This is a genomic window from Methylobacterium sp. J-078, assembly GCF_022829285.1.
Lineage (GTDB): Bacteria > Pseudomonadota > Alphaproteobacteria > Rhizobiales > Beijerinckiaceae > Methylobacterium.
Genome location: NZ_JAKSYI010000141.1, coordinates 122,003 through 139,685 on the forward strand (window position 1 = coordinate 122,003; position 17,683 = coordinate 139,685).

12 protein-coding genes are annotated in these 17,683 nt (G+C 68.3%); 10 read left to right on the forward strand and 2 right to left on the reverse strand.

All coding sequences use genetic code 11. The features are described 5' to 3' along the window. Positions 1–358 precede the first annotated feature (358 nt). The 7 genes from MKK58_RS25325 (at position 359) to MKK58_RS25355 (ending at position 10,469) form a co-directional block, all read left to right on the forward strand. Positions 359–1,837: a SulP family inorganic anion transporter gene (locus tag MKK58_RS25325; protein WP_243915709.1), complete on the forward strand. Its 1,479-nt coding sequence runs from the start codon at positions 359–361 to the stop codon at positions 1,835–1,837. 224 nt (positions 1,838–2,061) lie between these two features. Beyond that, positions 2,062–3,885 carry a phosphogluconate dehydratase gene (gene edd, locus MKK58_RS25330; RefSeq protein WP_243915710.1) on the forward strand — a complete coding sequence of 608 codons (1,824 nt, stop codon included), beginning with the start codon at positions 2,062–2,064 and terminating at the stop codon, positions 3,883–3,885. Between the two features lie 28 nt (positions 3,886–3,913). Further along, positions 3,914–4,531, forward strand: a complete 618-nt coding sequence (gene eda / locus MKK58_RS25335; protein WP_243915711.1) for a bifunctional 4-hydroxy-2-oxoglutarate aldolase/2-dehydro-3-deoxy-phosphogluconate aldolase — start codon at positions 3,914–3,916, stop codon at positions 4,529–4,531. Positions 4,532–4,779: 248 nt separating this feature from the next. Continuing rightward, positions 4,780–6,057, forward strand: coding sequence for a dicarboxylate/amino acid:cation symporter (locus MKK58_RS25340; protein WP_243915712.1), 1,278 nt, complete (start codon positions 4,780–4,782; stop codon positions 6,055–6,057). A gap of 23 nt (positions 6,058–6,080) precedes the next feature. Then, the gene (locus MKK58_RS25345) at positions 6,081–6,995 is read left to right on the forward strand and encodes an amino acid ABC transporter substrate-binding protein (RefSeq protein ID WP_243915713.1); all 915 of its coding nucleotides are present in this window, start codon (positions 6,081–6,083) and stop codon (positions 6,993–6,995) included. 547 nt (positions 6,996–7,542) lie between these two features. Next, positions 7,543–9,171 (forward strand): porin, encoded by a 1,629-nt coding sequence (locus MKK58_RS25350; protein WP_243915714.1) that lies wholly within the window; start codon positions 7,543–7,545, stop codon positions 9,169–9,171. Between the two features lie 368 nt (positions 9,172–9,539). Next, complete coding sequence (locus tag MKK58_RS25355; protein WP_243915715.1) at positions 9,540–10,469, forward strand: amino acid ABC transporter substrate-binding protein; 930 nt, start codon at positions 9,540–9,542, stop codon at positions 10,467–10,469. 109 nt (positions 10,470–10,578) lie between these two features. Here the strand turns inward: MKK58_RS25355 and MKK58_RS25360 are convergent, their stop codons facing one another. Both MKK58_RS25360 and MKK58_RS25365 read right to left on the reverse strand, forming a co-directional pair. After that, positions 10,579–13,563 carry a PAS domain S-box protein gene (locus MKK58_RS25360; protein ID WP_243915716.1) on the reverse strand — a complete coding sequence of 995 codons (2,985 nt, stop codon included), beginning with the start codon at positions 13,561–13,563 and terminating at the stop codon, positions 10,579–10,581. Next, a complete protein-coding gene (locus MKK58_RS25365) occupies positions 13,556–14,248 on the reverse strand; it encodes a TerC family protein (protein ID WP_243915717.1) in 693 nt (230 codons plus the stop codon). The genes MKK58_RS25360 and MKK58_RS25365 overlap by 8 nt, the downstream gene beginning before the upstream one ends. Before the next feature lie 592 nt (positions 14,249–14,840). On the opposite strand from MKK58_RS25365, the gene petA reads away from it, so the two are divergent. The 3 genes from petA to MKK58_RS25380 are packed head-to-tail and all read left to right on the forward strand — an operon-like array spanning position 14,841 to position 17,655. Further along, positions 14,841–15,416, forward strand: coding sequence for a ubiquinol-cytochrome c reductase iron-sulfur subunit (petA, locus tag MKK58_RS25370; RefSeq protein ID WP_279578560.1), 576 nt, complete (start codon positions 14,841–14,843; stop codon positions 15,414–15,416). A 33-nt stretch (positions 15,417–15,449) separates the two neighbouring features. Beyond that, positions 15,450–16,736, forward strand: coding sequence for a cytochrome b (locus tag MKK58_RS25375; protein ID WP_238278689.1), 1,287 nt, complete (start codon positions 15,450–15,452; stop codon positions 16,734–16,736). Positions 16,737–16,758: 22 nt separating this feature from the next. Continuing rightward, a complete protein-coding gene (locus MKK58_RS25380; protein WP_243915718.1) occupies positions 16,759–17,655 on the forward strand; it encodes a cytochrome c1 in 897 nt (298 codons plus the stop codon). Positions 17,656–17,683: the final 28 nt, after the last annotated feature.

Sequence of the window (17,683 nt, forward strand, 5' to 3'; positions counted from 1 at the left end):
TCGCCGGATGGCAGGCCTCATTTAGGCAATCTATCCTTTTCGGATCGTGAAGACGCAGGGTCATTGATCTGTTTTGCGTCAAATCGCGGATCGGAAACCCATGATCGTCCCAATCCCGACCGGGTCAGGAATCGCCTGACGCAGAACTGCCCGACGTTGCAAGGCGGTTCAATCCTGCTAGGAGGGGCCATGCTGAAGGATCGAGCCAGATTGTACGCACGGCCCACGCCGCCGTAGCCACCGCTCTCCGCAGGCGTTCCCCGTTCCGCTTTGGTGCCGTCGACGCGACGGCCGCCGCTTCCCATTCCTGTCCCCGCCGGCGCACGGGCGCGCGGGGACGACTGGATCGACACATCCTATGACGTTCACGAATCTGCGGAGCGAGTGGGCTCCCGACATCACGCGCGAGCTTCTGGCCGGCACTGTGGTCGCCCTGGCGCTGATCCCGGAGGCGATCGCCTTCTCCCTCATCGCGGGGGTCGATCCGAAGGTCGGCCTCTACGCCTCGTTCTGCATCGCGGTGATCACCGCCTTCGCGGGCGGGCGGCCGGCGATGATCTCCGCCGCCACGGGGGCGATGGCCCTCGTCATGGTCAGCCTGGTCAAGGAGCACGGGCTCGGCCACCTCTTCGCCGCGACCCTCCTGACGGGCGTGTTCCAGATCGTCGCCGGGGCGCTGCGGCTCGGCAACCTCATGCGCTTCGTCTCGCGCTCGGTGGTGACCGGCTTCGTCAACGCCCTCGCGATCCTCATCTTCCTCGCCCAGATGCCCGAACTGATCGGGCAGGGGAGCACCGTCTACGCGATGACGGCGGTCGGCCTCGCGCTGATCTACGGGCTGCCCTACCTGACGAAGGCAGTGCCGTCGCCCCTCGTAACCATCGTCCTCCTCACGGGTGTCTCGATGGCGCTCGGCCTGCCGATCCATACGGTCGGCGACATGGGCGCGCTGCCCACCGAACTGCCGGCCTTCGCCCTGCCGCAGGTGCCCTTCACCCTCGAGACCCTGCGGATCATCCTGCCCTACGCGCTGACGCTCACCATGGTCGGCCTCCTGGAGAGCCTGATGACGGCGGCGATCCTCGACGAGATGACCGATACCGGCTCGAACAAGAACCGCGAATGCGCCGGCCAGGGTCTCGCCAATATCGGCGCGGGTCTCTTCGGCGGCATGGCCGGCTGCGCGATGATCGGCCAGTCGGTGATCAACGTCTCCTCCGGCGGGCGCGGACGCCTCTCGACCCTGTGGGCGGGCGCCTTCCTGCTGTTCCTCATCGTCGTGCTCGGGCCCTACGTGGCGCAGATCCCGATGGCGGCCCTGGTGGCGGTGATGATCATGGTCTCGATCAACACCTTCCAGTGGAACTCGGTGCGTACCCTGCTGACGAACCCGAAGAGTTCGAGCGTGGTCATGCTCGGCACGGTGGCGGTGGTGGTGGCCACGCATGATCTGGCCAAGGGCGTGCTGTTCGGCGTGGTGCTGAGCGGCCTGTTCTTCGCCCACAAGGTGACGCGCTTCTTCGCCGTCGCCTCGGAGCGGAGCGGCACGGTGCGGACCTACCGCATCACGGGGCAGATCTTCTTCGCCACGGGGCAAGCCTTCCACGACGCCTTCGATTTCCGCGAGGCCGGGCTGACCGGCATCGTGATCGACCTGAACGCGGCCCATTTCTGGGACCTCACGGCGGTGAACGCCCTCGACCGGGTGGTGCTCAAGTTCCGCCACCACGGCGTAACGGTGGAGATCACCGGCATGAACGCCGCCACCGCCACGATGGTCGAGCGCCTGGGCACGCACCAGAAGCCCGGTATCGCCCTGGCACCCGGCGGCCATTGAGGCCACGGCGCGGGATCGGATCTGGCCCGCAATCTGCAGGCCCGCAATCTGCAATGGTTCGGGCCAGGGTTGCGGGCACAGGCCATTGACGGCGCGCGGGTCCGGCCGAAATCACCGGTCGGGCGCGCGATCGTCATGCGCCTGCGCTAGAATGAGGGTCGCGGCCGGCGCTCGCCCCGTATCGGGGCGGGCTGCCGCCGCGCCGACGCGAGGAGAGATTGGCCATGAGCGCGCTTCACCCCGAGATCGCCGCCGTCACGGCTCGCATCGTCGAGCGCTCGGCGCAGACGCGAAAGGCCTATCTCGACCTGATCGCCCGCGAGAAGGAATCCGGCGTCCACCGCCCGATGTTGAATTGCGGCAACCTCGCGCACGGCTTCGCGGCGTCCGGCGAGGACAAGGCCGTGATCAAGTCCGGCCGGGCCATGAACATGGCCATCGTCACGGCCTACAACGACATGCTCTCGGCGCACCAGCCCTACGGCCGCTACCCCGAGCAGATGAAGCTGTTCGCCCGCGAGGTCGGCGCCACCGCGCAGGTGGCCGGCGGCGTGCCGGCGATGTGCGACGGGGTCACGCAAGGCCAGCGCGGCATGGAATTGTCGCTGTTCTCGCGCGACACCATCGCGCTCTCCACGGCGGTCGCCCTCAGCCACGGCATGTTCGACGGTGCGGCGCTCCTCGGCATCTGCGACAAGATCGTGCCGGGCCTGCTCATCGGCGCGCTGCGCTTCGGGCACCTGCCGATGATCCTGATCCCGGCGGGTCCGATGCCCTCGGGGCTGGCCAACAAGGAGAAGCAGCGCATCCGCCAGCTCTACGCCGAGGGCAAGGTCGGGCGCGACGAGCTTCTGGAATCGGAATCCGCCTCCTATCACGGGGCCGGCACCTGCACCTTCTACGGCACCGCCAATTCGAACCAGATGATGATGGACGTGATGGGCCTGCACATGCCCGGCGCCTCCTTCATCAATCCGGGCACGAAGCTGCGCCAGGCCGTGACCCGCGCGGCGGTGCACCGCTTGTCCGAGATCGGCGCCAACGGCAACGACTACCGGCCGCTGGGCCACTGCGTCGACGAGAAGGCGATCGTGAACGCGGTCGTCGGGCTCCTGGCCACCGGCGGTTCCACCAACCACGCCATCCACCTGCCGGCCATCGCGCGGGCGGCCGGCATCGTCCTCGACTGGGCGGATTTCGACCGGCTCTCGGCCGTCGTGCCCCAGGTGGCGAAGGTCTATCCGAACGGCTCGGGCGACGTGAACCACTTCCACGCGGCCGGCGGCATGTCCTACGTCATCGCCAGCCTGATCGATGCCGGCCTGCTCCACGACGACATCCTCACCGTGGCGGGCACGCGCCTGCGCGACCACGCCCGCGACCCGAAGCTGATCGACGACGGCCTCGTCTTCGAGGACGCCCCCGAGCGTTCGCACGACGAGAGCATCCTGCGCGGCCCCGCCAACGCCTTCCAGCCCGATGGCGGCATGCGCCTGGTCAAGGGCAATCTCGGGCGCGCCACCTTCAAGACCAGCGCGGTCGATCCCGCGCGCTGGACGGTTCAAGCGCCGGCCCGCGTCTTCGACGACCAGGACGACGTCATGGCGGCCTTCAAGGCGGGCGAGTTGGACCGCGACGTGGTCGTGGTGGTGCGCTTCCAGGGGCCGCGCGCCAACGGGATGCCGGAACTCCACAAGCTGACGCCCCAGCTCGGCGTGCTGCAGGATCGCGGCTTCCGCGTCGCCCTCGTCACGGACGGGCGCATGTCGGGCGCCTCCGGCAAGGTCCCGGCCGCCATCCACCTCAGCCCGGAAGCCCTCGGTGGCGGGCCACTGGCGAAGCTGCGCGACGGCGACGTCGTTCGCCTCAGCGCCGAGGACGGGACCCTGGAGGCCCTGGTCGACGCGGACGATTGGGCGCGCCGCGACGAGGCCACCGCCCCGCCCCCGGCCTTCAGCACCGGCCGCGAGCTCTTCGCCTTCATGCGGCATGGGGCCGACGGGGCGGAGCAGGGCGCTTCAGCCATGCTGGCCGCCGCCGGTCTCTGACACCCGCCCCCGATCAAGGAGACTGCCCATGACCTCCATCGACGCGCTGATGCGCTCCGTCCCCGTCATTCCCGTCCTCGTGGTGGAGGACGTCGCCCAGGCCGAGCCCATCGCCGCCGCCCTGGTGGCGGGCGGGTTGACGGCGCTGGAGGTCACCCTGCGCACGCCGGCAGCCCTCGACGTCATCCGCGCGATGGCGCGGGTGGAGGGCGCCGTGGTGGGGGCCGGCACGGTCCTGAACGAACGGGACCTCGACGCCGCGATCGAGGCGGGGGCGACCTTCATCGTCAGCCCCGGCCTGACCGACCCGCTGACCAAGGCGGCGATCGCGCGCGGCATACCCTACCTGCCGGGGGTCGCCAACGCCGCCGACATCATGCGCGGCCTCGATCACGGCCTCGATCGCTTCAAGTTCTTCCCGGCGGAAGCCGCCGGCGGCATCAAGGCCCTGAAGGCCCTGGCGGGCCCCTTCGGTCAGGTCCGCTTCTGCCCGACCGGCGGCATCTCCGAGGCGACGGCGCCGGACTGGCTCGCCCTGAAGCCGGTGCTCTGCGTCGGCGGAAGCTGGGTCGTCCCGCCCGGCGCGCCGGACGCGGCCCTGATCCGGCGTGCGGCCGAGGCGGCGAGCCGCCTGCGTCCTGCCTGAGGCCCCCGGGAGCGGGTCTCGGACCCCGGAACCCGTCGGCGGACGCCGTGCTTGATTGTGGCCGAAAAAGGGCTAGCCTCCCCCCGACGAGCGCCCGGAGCGGCACGTTCCGGCCGAGAGATTAATCCTTTCGGCCGTCATCGCGACCCCGAGCCTGGCATGCCTCGTGCACGATCGTTCCGGACGAACCAGGGTCCTGGTTTTCTCGGAACGGAGCGTTTTCGGGCGCGCCGGGTGGGGGATAAGCGATGCAGTCCAGGCTCACCACGTACATCTTCATCGGCATGCTGCTCGGTATCGCGGTCGGATACCTGTGCAACATCACGTGGCCGGACCCGCAGACCTCCAAGGAAATCTCCGGATATATCGCGCTGATCAGCGACGTCTTCCTGCGCCTGATCAAGATGATCATCGCGCCGCTGGTCTTCTCCACCCTCGTCGTCGGCATCGCCCACATGGGCGACACCGCCTCCGTGGGCCGCGTCGGCGGCAAGGCGATGCTCTGGTTTGTGGGCGCCTCCCTGTGCTCGCTGCTCCTCGGGCTCGTGATGGTCAACATCCTGCGGCCGGGCGACAACCTCAACCTGCCGCTGCCCGATGCCGGCGCCACCACCAACCTCAAGGCCGCGTCGCTCTCCCTGAAGGAGTTCGTCACGCACCTCGTGCCGAAATCCCCGGTCGAGGCCATGGCCAACAACGAGATCCTGCAGATCGTGGTGTTCTCGATCTTCTTCGGCGTGGCGCTGGCAGCCCTCGGCGAGAAGGGCAAGCTGCTGGCGCAGGGCATCGAGGGCCTCGCCGACGTGATGCTGAAGATCACCGGCTACGTCATGGGCTTCGCGCCCATCGCGGTGTTCGCGGCCATCGCCGCGACCATCACCACGCAGGGCATCGGCGTACTCGTCACCTACGGCAAGTTCATGCTGGAATTCTACTTCAGCCTGGCGCTGCTCTGGTGCCTGCTCGCCTTCGCGGGCTTCCTCCTGGTGGGCACGGCGATGAAGCGCCTCCTCGACCTGATCAAGGAGCCCTTCCTCCTCGCCTTCTCCACCGCCTCCAGCGAGGCGGCCTACCCCAAGACCCTGACCAACCTCGAGCGCTTCGGCGTGCCGAACAAGATCACCTCGTTCGTTCTGCCGATGGGTTACTCGTTCAATCTCGACGGCTCGATGATGTACTGCACCTTCGCGGTCATGTTCATCGCCCAGGCCTACAACATTCCGCTCACCCTCGGTCAGCAACTCACGATGCTGCTCCTCCTGATGGTGACCTCGAAGGGCATGGCCGGCGTGCCGCGCGCCTCCCTGGTGGTGATCTCCGCCACCCTGACGACCTTTCACATTCCGGAGGCCGGCCTCCTCCTCATCATCGGCATCGACCAGTTCCTCGACATGGGCCGCTCCGCCACCAACGTGCTGGGCAACAGCGTCGCCACGGTCGCGGTGGCGAAGTGGGAGGGGCAGCTCGCCCTGACCGACCAGCGGCTCGACCGCGACGTCAGTCCCTTGCCGGAACCGGCCGAGTAGCGGCCCGGGAGCCGGTGGTGACCATGCCGCGCCATCCCCTTCTCGCCGCACCGTTGGCCGGGCTGCTCGCCGGCCTTGCCCTCTGCGCCTCGGTCGCACCCTCCCGCGCCGTCGAGGTCCTGACCGGAACCCTGAAGGGTATCGCCGAGACCGGCACCGTACGGCTCGGCTACCGCGAGAGTTCCCTGCCGTTCTCCTTCGCGGACGGCGCCGGCCGGCCCGCCGGATACGCCCTCGACCTCTGCCTCGAGGTCGTCGACGACCTCGCCAAGGAACTCGGCCGCAGCGACCTGAAGGTTCGCTACGAGCCCGTGACCTCCGAGAACCGGATTGAGGCGGTCACCTCCGGCCGCATCGACCTCGAATGCGGCTCCACCACCGCCAACGCCGAGCGGCGCCGCGTGGTGGCCTTCTCGCCCGTGACCTATTTCAGCGCGACCAAGCTCCTCGTGAAGCGCGGCGCGCCGATCGGCTCCTACCGGGACCTGGCCGGGCGCACGGTCGCGGTCACGGCCGGGACCACCAACGAGGCCGTGCTGCGCGCGCTCTTCGCCCGCCTCAAGATCCCCGCGACGATCGTCACGGGCCAGGATCACGCGCAATCCTTCGCCCTGGTCCGGGACGGGAAAGCCGATGCCCTCGGCCTCGACGACGTGCTGCTCTACGGCCTGATCGCCGGGGCCGGGCAGGACGGCGCGGCCTACACCGTCCTGCAGGACAAGCTCTCCTTCGAGCCCTACGGTCTGATGTTCCGCAAGGACGACCCGCAGTTCGCCGGCCTCGTCACTGCCACCTTCCAGCGTCTGGCCGAGTCGCGCGAACTGCGCTGGATCTACGAGCGCTGGTTCCTGAAACGTCTGCCGAGCGGGCTGCGCCTCAACGTGCCGATGTCCGACGAGCTTCACACCAACTTCCAGGTGATCGGGCTCCAGGACTGACCGGCATCGCCGGCTCGCGCGAGGACCTCCCACGTCCGCCCGAGTCGCCGTCGGCCCCGTGATTCGACCACGTGCCGCGCCTCGGAGAAGCCGGTTCTCCACAGATTGGCATACCAGAGCCTGAAAACCCGGAAGCGGGCCCGACGGCGGCGATCCGAGGCGGTGCATTCCCTGAGTGCAGGTCAGGAATGTACCGCGAATCGTGGATTATTCCGTATTCGCTATGACTTGGCGGCCGCGTCCACGCGGCGAATGCCGTCCCGGCGCGCCGAAACGTGCCTCCCTGACAGTCACTTAGCCGCCTGTTCAACGTTGCACGACGGCAACAGCATCGGGGAACCGCCGTCTCGATCACGATTCCGAGTTGCCGCCGTTAACCCGCTCGCACAGAGTGATTTTGCACTGGGGGCAACGCCAGGGCAGCAACGCAATTTCCAGCGGTCAACGCTCGGTCATTCAAAAACAAAGGGTGACGCGACATCGAGGTCTTCGAAGATCTCGGGCGCAGTATGCCTTCCCTCGGGTCTCGAAGCTTTTGGAGATATCAATGAAGCTCTTGAAGAGCTCGCTTCTCGCCTCCGCAGCAGGGTTTGCCGCGGTCGCCGGAGCACAGGCAGCCGACCTCCCGGTCAAGAAGGCCGCCCCGATCGAATACGTCCGCGTCTGCTCCGCCTACGGCGCCGGCTTCTTCTACATCCCCGGCACGGATACCTGCATTCGTCTCTCGGGCCGCGCCCGCCTCGACATCGGCTACCAGCCGACCGCAGCCCGCACCAGCCTCGGCTCGCAGGGTGACACCACCGGCTACATCGGCCTCGCCCGCATCAACGTCGACGCCCGCACCCAGACCGGCTACGGCACCCTGCGCGCCTTCGTGCGTCTCCAGTTCTCCTCGCGCACCGCTGCGACGGGTGGCCTCCGCTCCGGCACGCAGGAGCGTATCGGCAACGCCTTCGCCGCCACCGGTCAGGATCAGGCCGGCCGCGTCCAGCAGTTCGTGAACACCGACAAGGCGTTCATCCAGTTCGCCGGCCTCACCGCCGGTCGCGCCTCCTCGTTCTTCGACTTCTACGCCCACGACTTCGAGTTCGCCGGCGCCACCGCCAACTCCGACGTCCAGTCCACCAACCTGCTCGCCTACACGACCAAGCTCGGCAGCGACGGCTTCTCCGCAACGGTCTCGCTGGAAGATCCGACGTTCCGCCGCAACACGATCTACTCGCAGGAATCGCAGACGGTCGGCGCCCTCTCGCGCGTGGTCATCTCGACGAACGCCCTCGGCGTCCCGACCTTCTCGGCCGTCGACGTTTCCCAGCGTAACCGGATGCCCGACTTCGTCGGCGTGCTCCGCTACGATGCGGCCTGGGGCTCTGCTCAGCTCTCCGCTGCCGTCAAGGACCTGAACACCAGCAACGCGTTCAACCCGGCAGCCCTCGCTGGCGTCGCCAACGGCCTGTTCGCCCCCAACTTCGTCGGCCCCGGCGCGCGCGCCTCGACCGAGTACGGCTACGCCGTCCAGGCTGGCGTGAAGATCAACATGCCGTTCATCGCCCCGGGCGACACCCTGTACCTGCAGGGCGCTTACGGCGAGGGCGCGACCCTCTACACCGGCTACTCCTCGTACAACGGCAGCTACACCTCGCGTGCCAGCACCATCAACGGTGCCGCGTTCGACCCCTACATGGCCGACGCGACGCTCAACCCGATCACCGGCAAGATCGAGGCGTCCACCAGCTTCACGGTGGTTGGTTCGTTCCTGCACTACTGGTCGCCTGAGTGGCGTTCGGCCGTGTTCGGCAGCTACGGCGAGATGAGCTTCGCTCGTGGCGCTCGCGAGGCGAATGCCGCCGTCTATGCCGGTACGGCCTTCGCTGGAACTGGTGCATCGAACAACTTCGTCGGTGCTCCCGGAACCCGCGCCTTCGCGCTGAGCCCCACCCTGCGCGACAACTACCAGATCGTCGCCGGTGCGAGCCTGATCTGGTCGCCGGTGAAGGATCTCGATATCGGTCTCGAGGGCTTCTACACCAAGGTCGGCGTTACGAACGGCCGCGTGATCGACCAGTACAGCAACGCTGGTGTGACGGCTGCTCAGATCAACGCCGGTGCCAACGTTCGCACCGTCACCTCGGCCGACACCTTCCAGGTCCGCGCCCGCGTCCAGCGCGACTTCTAAGCGCCAACACCACGTCCGATCCGGGTTCCAGTGCGAGCCCGGATCGGACAATGCCCAGTATCTTCGAGACATGCGGACTGGCCCGGCTGAAAAGTCGGGCCTTTTTGCGTTTCGGCTCGACGCATCGCGGGGGAGGAGATCGTCAGGCGGCCCGGCCTACGGGATGCCCTCTGCGCGCGCAAATCGTTTCGTGCGCGCCGACGGACGCGTGAGTCGCGCGGCATACCCCTTGCCTGGGGCGAGGGCACTTCCACCCTGGAAAGTGCGAAAACAACGATTGCGGTGGTATACACCGCTGCTACGTTGCCTTCGGTCAAGTCCCAACGACCGCCGATGGGGCGGTCGGCCTTCAGGAGTCATCCTTGCAGATGCGTTCGAGTCATCAGAGATCCACCCTCTCCGCACTGGCACTCAGCCTTGCCGTGGCCGTGTCCGCGGGCGGGAGCGCCCAGGCGCAAGACCTCACGGGGACCCTGAAGAAGATCAAGGAAACCAACGCGATCACCATCGGCTACCGGGACGCCTCCGTTCCGTTCTCGTATCTCGACGGCGACCAGAAGCCCGTCGGCTACGCCTTCGAGATCTGCCAGAAGATCGCCGAGGCCGTGAAGACCAACCTCAAGCTTCCGAACCTCGAGGTGAAGCTGAACCCGGTCACCTCGGCCACCCGCATCCCGCTGATCGCCAACGGCACGATCGACCTCGAGTGCGGTTCCACCACGAACAACCCCGATCGCCAGAAGCAGGCGACCTTCACCAACACCCACTTCCTGACCGCGACGCGCTACGTCGCCAAGAAGTCGGCCAAGCTCGACAAGATCGAGGACCTGAAGGGCAAGACCGTCGTCTCGACCTCCGGCACCACCAACATCCGCCAGATCAACGAGGCGAACACCGCGCGCAACCTCGGCCTGACGATCCTGCCGGCCAAGGACCACGCGGAGGCCTTCCTGATGGTCGAGACCGGTCGCGCCGCGGCCTTCGTCATGGACGACGTGCTGCTGGCGTCGCTCGCCGCCAGCTCGAAGGAGCCGGGTGCCTACGCGATCTCCAGCGAGGCCCTGTCGAAGCCTGAGCCCTACGGCATCATGCTGCGCAAGGACGACGCCCCGTTCAAGGCCGTCGTCGATGAGGCCACCGCGAAGCTCTACAAGAGCCCGGAGGGCAAGGCCCTGTACGACAAGTGGTTCACGAAGCCGATCCCGCCGCGCGGCATCAACCTGAACCTGCCCATGAGCGAAGCGATGGCCAAGCAGTTCGCCGCGCCGAGCGACAGCCCGGACCCGGCGGCCTACTGAGCCTTCCGCCGTTTCAACGCCGAGACGCCGAGCGCCTCGCCCCACCCGGGGCGGGGCGTTCCGCTGTCGGGGGTACGGTCCTCGTTCAGGGCGCTTCGATCTCGCGTCTTTACCGCGTCGCGGCCGCCGCCCCGCGGGCGTCGTCCGAGCCGGGCTCCCGGGCGAGGCGCTCCATCGTCTTGAAGAGCACGGACCAGTCGACGGGCTTGGCGACGTGCGCGTCCATGCCGGCGGCGTGGCAGCGCTCGATCTCCTCGCTCATCGCGTTGGCGGTCAGGGCGATGATCGGGAGCCGGCCCCGCCCCTCCGCCCGCTCGCGGGCGCGGATGGCCCGGGTCGCCGCGAGTCCGTCCTGGCCCGGCATCTGGACGTCCATCAGCACGAGGTCGAGGGGACCCTGGTCGAGGGCGGCCGCCACGGCGCGCTCGCCGTCCTCCACCACCGTGACCGCATGCCCCTTCTGGCGCAGCACCGTGCCGATGATCTCCTGATTGATGGCGTTGTCCTCGGCCAGCAGGACCCGCCAGGCCGCCCCGGCGGTGGCCTGGAGCAGCGACGACGACCGATCCTCCGCCGCGCTCTCCGCCTCGGCCAGCCGCAGCGGTACCTCGAACCAGAAGGTCGACCCGGCGCCGAACCGGCTCTCGACCCCGATCTCGCCGCCCATGAGCTGCACCAGGCGCCGGCAGATGGTGAGGCCGAGCCCGGTCCCGCCGTACTTGCGCGAGGTCGAGCCGTCCGCCTGGGCGAAGCGCTCGAAAAGGTGCGGCAGGGTCTCGGGCAGGATGCCGATGCCCGTATCGACGAGCTCGATCCGGAGGCGCGCGCGGCTGCGGCGGTTCTCGGCGGGATCGCGGAGCCAGGAGGCCCGCAGGGTCACCGTCCCCTGCGGCGTGAATTTGATCGCGTTCGTGATGAGGTTCAGGATGACCTGACGCAGGCGCGTTGGATCTCCCAGGACCCAGTCGGGAACGTCCGGTGCGATCGCGATGCTGAAGGCGACCGGGCGATCCTGAAGCGTCTCGGCACTGAGTTCGCGGCAGCCCTCGATCAGGGCCAGCAGGCTGAAGGGGAGGGCCTCGATCGTCAGGTGACCGGCCTCGATCTTCGAGAAGTCGAGGATGTCGTTGACGATGGTGAGGAGCGAGCGACCCGATTCGCGGGCGAGACCCACGAGGCGCGCCTGGTCGCGGGTCAGCGTCGCGTCCTCCCGCAGGAGATCGTGCACGCCGAGGATGCCGGCCAGCGGGGTTCGGAGTTCGTGGCTCATGTTGGCCAGGAACTCGGCCTTGGCCCGCGCGCCGGCCTCGGCGGCGGCCCGGGCGCTCTTGAGGTCGGCCTCCTGGGTCTGGCGATCCGAGACGTCGCGGATGGCCTGGATGATCTGGATGCCGTTGGTGTCCTCGATCCGCCGGAACGCCGCCTCGACCCAGATCCAGCTTCCGGCCTTCCGACGCATCCGGTAGATCGCAGATCCGGTCGGTTGCTCGGCCCCGAGGGCCCGGAGGGTGGCGTCGAGGTTGGCGCCGTCCTCGCCGTGGACCAGCGTGCGCAGACCGATCGCGTCGGCTTCCTCGGCGGAGTAGCCGAGCATGCTCGTCACGGCGGGCGAGATGTAGCGATGACGGCCGGCCGCATCGTCGAGGACGATGAGATCCGAGGTGTAGTCCGCCAGGAGCCGGAAGCGGGCCTCGCTCTCGCGCAGGCGCTCCTCGGACCGCCGCCGGTGCGTGATGTCCGTCAGGGTCTGCACGTGTCCCTGACCTGTGTGCATCGGCAGGGAGCGGACCTCGATCACGCTGCCGTCCTGGCGCCGCCGCTCCGAGCGCAGGTCGGTGGTGCGGCGGTTCTCGTCGAGGAGCCAGTGGCGGGGATCCTGGATCGACGTGCCCCAGGCGCCGCTCTCGCGCAGGTGGAGCCGGATGGCGCGGTAATCGGGCTGCCGCGCCATCAGGGCGGCGGGTAGAGACAGGATCTCGACGGCGCGCCGGTTGATGACCGGGACCGAGCCGTCCGCGCCGATGAGCAGGAGGCCCTGATCCATGCTCTCGAGGGTCGCCTCCAGCAGCGCCGACTTGTCCGCGAGCGCGCGCTCGGCCTGCTTCACCTCCGTGACGTCGGCGACGACGCCGAAGATCGAGCGCGGCGATCCGAGCCGTCCCGCGCTGCCGTGCTCGAACTGGCAGAGGCCGCGCACCAGGACGTCACGGACCTCCCCCGAGGGACGCACCAGCCGCAGCGCGATGTCGAAGCCCTCCCGGCGCCGGATGGCGCGCGTGACGATCGCCCGGGCGGAGGCGCGATCGTCCGGATGGTAGGCGGCGAGGCTGTTGCGGATCGTCGGCGTGAAGGTCGCGGGGTCGAGGCCGTGGATGCGGTACACCTCGTCGGACCAGGTGAGGCGGCGCGCCTGCAGCTGGAGATCCCAGTGCCCCACATGGGCGACCTGCTCGGCCAGGACCAGGAGCCGGTTGGCCTCGCGCGCCTCGGCCTCGGCGAGCTTGAGGTGACTGATGTCGTGGATGCCCACATAGACGCGATCGATCGCCCGGGTGACGGGATCGCGCAGCGGAACATGCACGGCCTCGAAGAAAGACCCTTCGGCATGGTCTTCCAGGCGCACGGTCTTGCCGCTGACAAGGGTGCGCGCCAGGGCGGTGCGCATCCGCGCGGCCTGGATGGGGGGGAGGACGGCGTCGACCGGCCGACCCAGGGCCTCGTCGCCCTTGCCCGAGGCGGCGGCGGCGGCCGGATTCCAGTTCGCGAGGCGGAAATCCGCCGGCGGCTTGACGTGAAAGATGAATTGACGGTCCGCCGAGGCCTCGAACAGGTCGCGCAGGAGCGTCTGGGCCTCGTGGGCGCTGCGCCGCGCGATCGCATTCTGCCGGCGCCGCCGCCCGATGCGGATGCCGATGAGCACCAGGCCGACCAGGGCCAGCGCCACGGAGACGAGCGCGAGGTCGACACCCCCCGCACCCTCCTTCAGCGCCGCGATCGGATCGACGAGCTCGGCGGGGGTCGGGATCGCGCCGGGTGTGACGCCCTCCGCGCCCGGATCGCGCCAGGCCGGCCCCCAGGCGGGCAGGCTAGCCACGCGGCTCCTCCCGCATCGCGGTCCGGCGCTGCGTGAGCAGGAATGCGAGGCCGACGACGAGGAGCGCGACCGCGCCTCCCGTGATCGCGGGAAGGTGGGGCGCAAGCGGAAGCCGTCCGGCGATCAGCGGATCGGTGGCGATCATCTCCCCGGCGATCCAGCCCAGCAGCGCCGCACCGGCCCAGACGACGACGGGAAACCGGATCAGCAGCGCGGTGATCAGCGAGGCGCCCATGATGATGAGGGGAATCGAGAGCACGAGTCCGAAGGCGAAGAGCGCCGTGTGCCCCTTCGCGGCCGCCGCCACCGCCACCACGTTGTCGAGACTCATCACCGCGTCGGCGATCGCGATGGTGCGGACGGCGCGCCAGAGCGTCCCGCTCGCGGCCACCGTGGGGTCGGGCTCGGCTTCGCCCACCGCGAGCTTCACCGCGATCGTCACGAGCAGGAGGCCGCCGACGATGCGCAGGAGGGGAATCTCGAGGAGCGTCGAGACGATCAGCGCGAACAGGATGCGCAACGCCACGGCGGTGGCGGCGCCGAGGAGGATACCCGTGCGCCGACGGTTCTCGGGCAGGCCCCGGCACGCCATGGCGATGACGATCGCGTTGTCGCCCGAGAGAAGCAGGTCGATCCACACGATCTGAAGGACCGCGACGAGGAATTGCGGGTCGTTGATGTCCATCGAATCCTTCGAGGCCGACGCCCGATCCGGCGGCCGAGCGGGTCCGTCCGAGGTAGCCGATCGCCCCGCCTTCGCACACGCGGCATAGCGCCGATGCGGTGCATCCGCGTCTCAACCCGGAATGGCACCCCGTGGCAAGCGGAAGTTCCCGCCGGGACACGCGCCCGTCGCGCACCCCGACGGATAGCATCGAACCGGGCGCGGCGCGATCCGATGGTGCGGCCGGTTGCACCGCTTCGAGGGCGCGACGGGTTCGATTCGACCCGGCCTCACCCCCGGACCCGGACCAAGACCCGACGCACGGCGCATGGCTCGACCTGGAAGCGTTCGAGTCTGGCGCGCTGGTGCATGCCTCTTAGAATGCCGCCGCGGCCTCGCCGCAACGGGTCCGCGGCACGACGGTTAAGCGCATGATCCGAAGGGCTTCGCGCCTTGACTTCCGGTGACGCGGGGTCGCATTGCACAATCCTGTGGGATGGTGCTTCCGTCCCGCCGGGCTGACATTCCTTTGAAAGCCTCTAAGGTCCCTGCCGGCCATCGCCGCAAGTTGGGACAACGGTCACCCGGCGCATTCATGCTTGGAGCTTGACACTTGGCGAATACGGCAGGCCACCCCGAGAGCCCCCACGGCGCGCCGGACGGTACGCGGCGCGACTTCATGTTCCTCGCGACCGGTGCCGGGCTCGCGGTCGGTGCGGGCGCGCTCGCCTGGCCCTTCGTCGCCTCGATGGCGCCGGATGCGGAGACCATCGCGGCCGGTGCGCCCCTCGAAGTCGACCTGACGCCGATCCAGGAAGGCCAGATCGTCAACGTGTTCTGGCGCGGCAAGCTCATCTTCGTCCGGAACCGGACGGAGAAGGAGGTCAAGGAGGCCTCCGAGGTCAAGTTGGCCGACCTCATCGATCCGCAGGCCGACTCGGCCCGCGTCAAGCAGGGCCACGCCAAGTGGCTCGTCGTCTACGGCAATTGCACCCATCTCGGTTGCGTGCCGATCGGGCATCAGGGGCAGTACGAGGGCTGGTCCTGCCCCTGCCACGGCTCGCTCTACGATACGTCCGGCCGCGTCCGCCGGGGTCCCGCCCCGTCGAACCTGCCCATCCCACCCTACGTGTTCGAGTCGGATTCGAAGATCCGGATCGGCGAAGAGGGTGGCAAGGCGGTCGCCTGACACAGTGAAACAGGAATTGGAGCGGGTCGCCCCATGAGCGCACACGGCAATACCTACGTTCCCAAGAGTGCCCTGGCGAAGTGGTTCGAATCGCGCCTGCCCCTGATCGGGCTGGTGCATTCGTCCTTCGTGTCCTTTCCGGTGCCGCGGAACCTGAACTACTTCTGGACCTTCGGCGCGATCCTGATCGCCATGCTGGTCTCGCAGATCGTCACCGGCATCTGGCTGGCGATGCATTACGACCCCTCCGCCGCCAACGCCTTCAACTCCGTCGAGCACATCATGCGCGACGTGAATTACGGCTGGCTCCTGCGCTACATGCACGCCAACGGCGCCTCGATGTTCTTCGTGGCGGTCTACGTGCACATCTTCCGGGCGCTGTACTACGGGTCGTACAAGGCCCCGCGCGAGGTGCTCTACATCCTCGGCGTGATCATCTACCTCCTGATGATGGCCACCGCCTTCCTGGGCTACACCCTGCCGTGGGGCCAGATGAGCTTCTGGGGCGCCACCGTCATCACCAGCATCCTGGGCGCGATCCCGGTGGTGGGTGAGACCATCCAGAGCCTGCTCTGGGGCGGCTACTCGGTCGGCAGCCCGACCCTGAACCGCTTCTTCTCGCTGCATTACCTGCTGCCGTTCATGATTACGGGCGTCGTCGTCCTGCACGTCTGGGCGCTGCACGTGACGGGCCAGAACAACCCGGCCGGCATCCCGATCAAGTCCGGCAAGGACGCGGTGGCCTTCACGCCCTACGCGACCGTCAAGGACGTGTTCGCCTCGGTCGTGTTCTTCGCCTTCTTCGCCTACTGGATCTTCTACCAGCCGAACTACCTCGGCCACGCCGACAACTACGTGCCGGCCAACCCGGCCGTGACGCCCGCGCACATCGTGCCGGAATGGTACTTCCTGCCCTTCTACGCGATCCTGCGCGCGGTGCCGGACAAGCTCGGCGGCGTCATCCTGATGTTCAGCGCCGTGCTCATCCTGGCGCTGGCCCCCTGGCTCGACACCTCCCGCGTGCGCTCCTGCAACTACCGCCCGATCTACCGTCAGTTCTTCTGGCTGTTCCTGGTGGTCTGCGTGCTGCTCGGCTGGCTCGGCGCCAAGCCGCCGGAGGGTGGTTACGTCATCGCGGCTCGCATCTGCACGGCCTACTACTTCCTGCACTTCCTGCTCGTGATGCCGCTCGTCGGCCTGTTCGAGACGCCCAAGGCCCTTCCGGGATCGATCCTCGAGACGGTGACGGGACCGGGCAAGCAGGTGAGCGGGTCCGGCATGCCGATCGGTGCCGCCGCCGCACCGTCGTCCAAGGGTTGAGGGCAGGGGACTTTTGAGAACCATGAAAACGACCCGTCTCCTCCCCGCGTCCCTGCTCGCGGCTGTCATGAGCGTCTCTGCTGCCCACGCAGAGGACGAGCATGGCGCCCCCCATCCCCCCCGCGAGAAGTGGAGCTTCGCCGGCATCTTCGGCCGCTTCGACCAGGCCCAGCTCCAGCGCGGCTTCCAGGTCTACAAGGAGGTCTGCTCGAGCTGCCACAGCATGAGCCTCGTGCGCTTCCGCAACCTGGCCGAGGCGGGAGGCCCCGGCTTCAGCGCCGGTCAGGTCAAGGAGCTCGCCGCCCAGTACAAGGTGAAGGAGCAGAACGATGCCGGTGAGGACGTCGACCGTCCCGCCCGCGCCGCCGACGCCTTCCCGTCGCCCTTCCCGAACGAGAAGGCGGCCGCCGCCGCCAATGGCGGCAAGGCGCCGCCGGACTTCTCGGTGCTGGCCAAGGCGCGGACCTACGAGCGCGGCTTCCCGCTGTTCGTAATCGATGCGATGCCGTTCGTCGGCTATTCCGAGCAGGGCGTGGACTACATCCACGCGCTCCTGAACGGGTACGAAGACCCGCCGGCCGGCAAGGAGATCCCCACCGGCACCTACTACAACAAGTACTATGCCGGTCACCTGATCGCGATGCCCAAACCCATCAGCGACGGGCAGGTGACCTACGCCAAGAACGACAAGGGCGAGCCGGTCGTGCCCGAGACGACGGAGCAGTACTCCCACGACGTCGCGGCGTTCATGGCCTGGGCCGCCGAGCCCCACATGATGGCGCGCAAGGCCCTCGGCCTGCGGGTGATCCTGTTCCTGCTCGTCCTCTCGGGTCTGCTCTACTACGTGAAGAAGAAGATCTGGGCGAAGGTCGGCGGCGAGGTCCACGGCCTCCAGCCCGAACTGCACAAGACCTACTGATCCGAGACCTGCGGATCCGAGGGCGGGC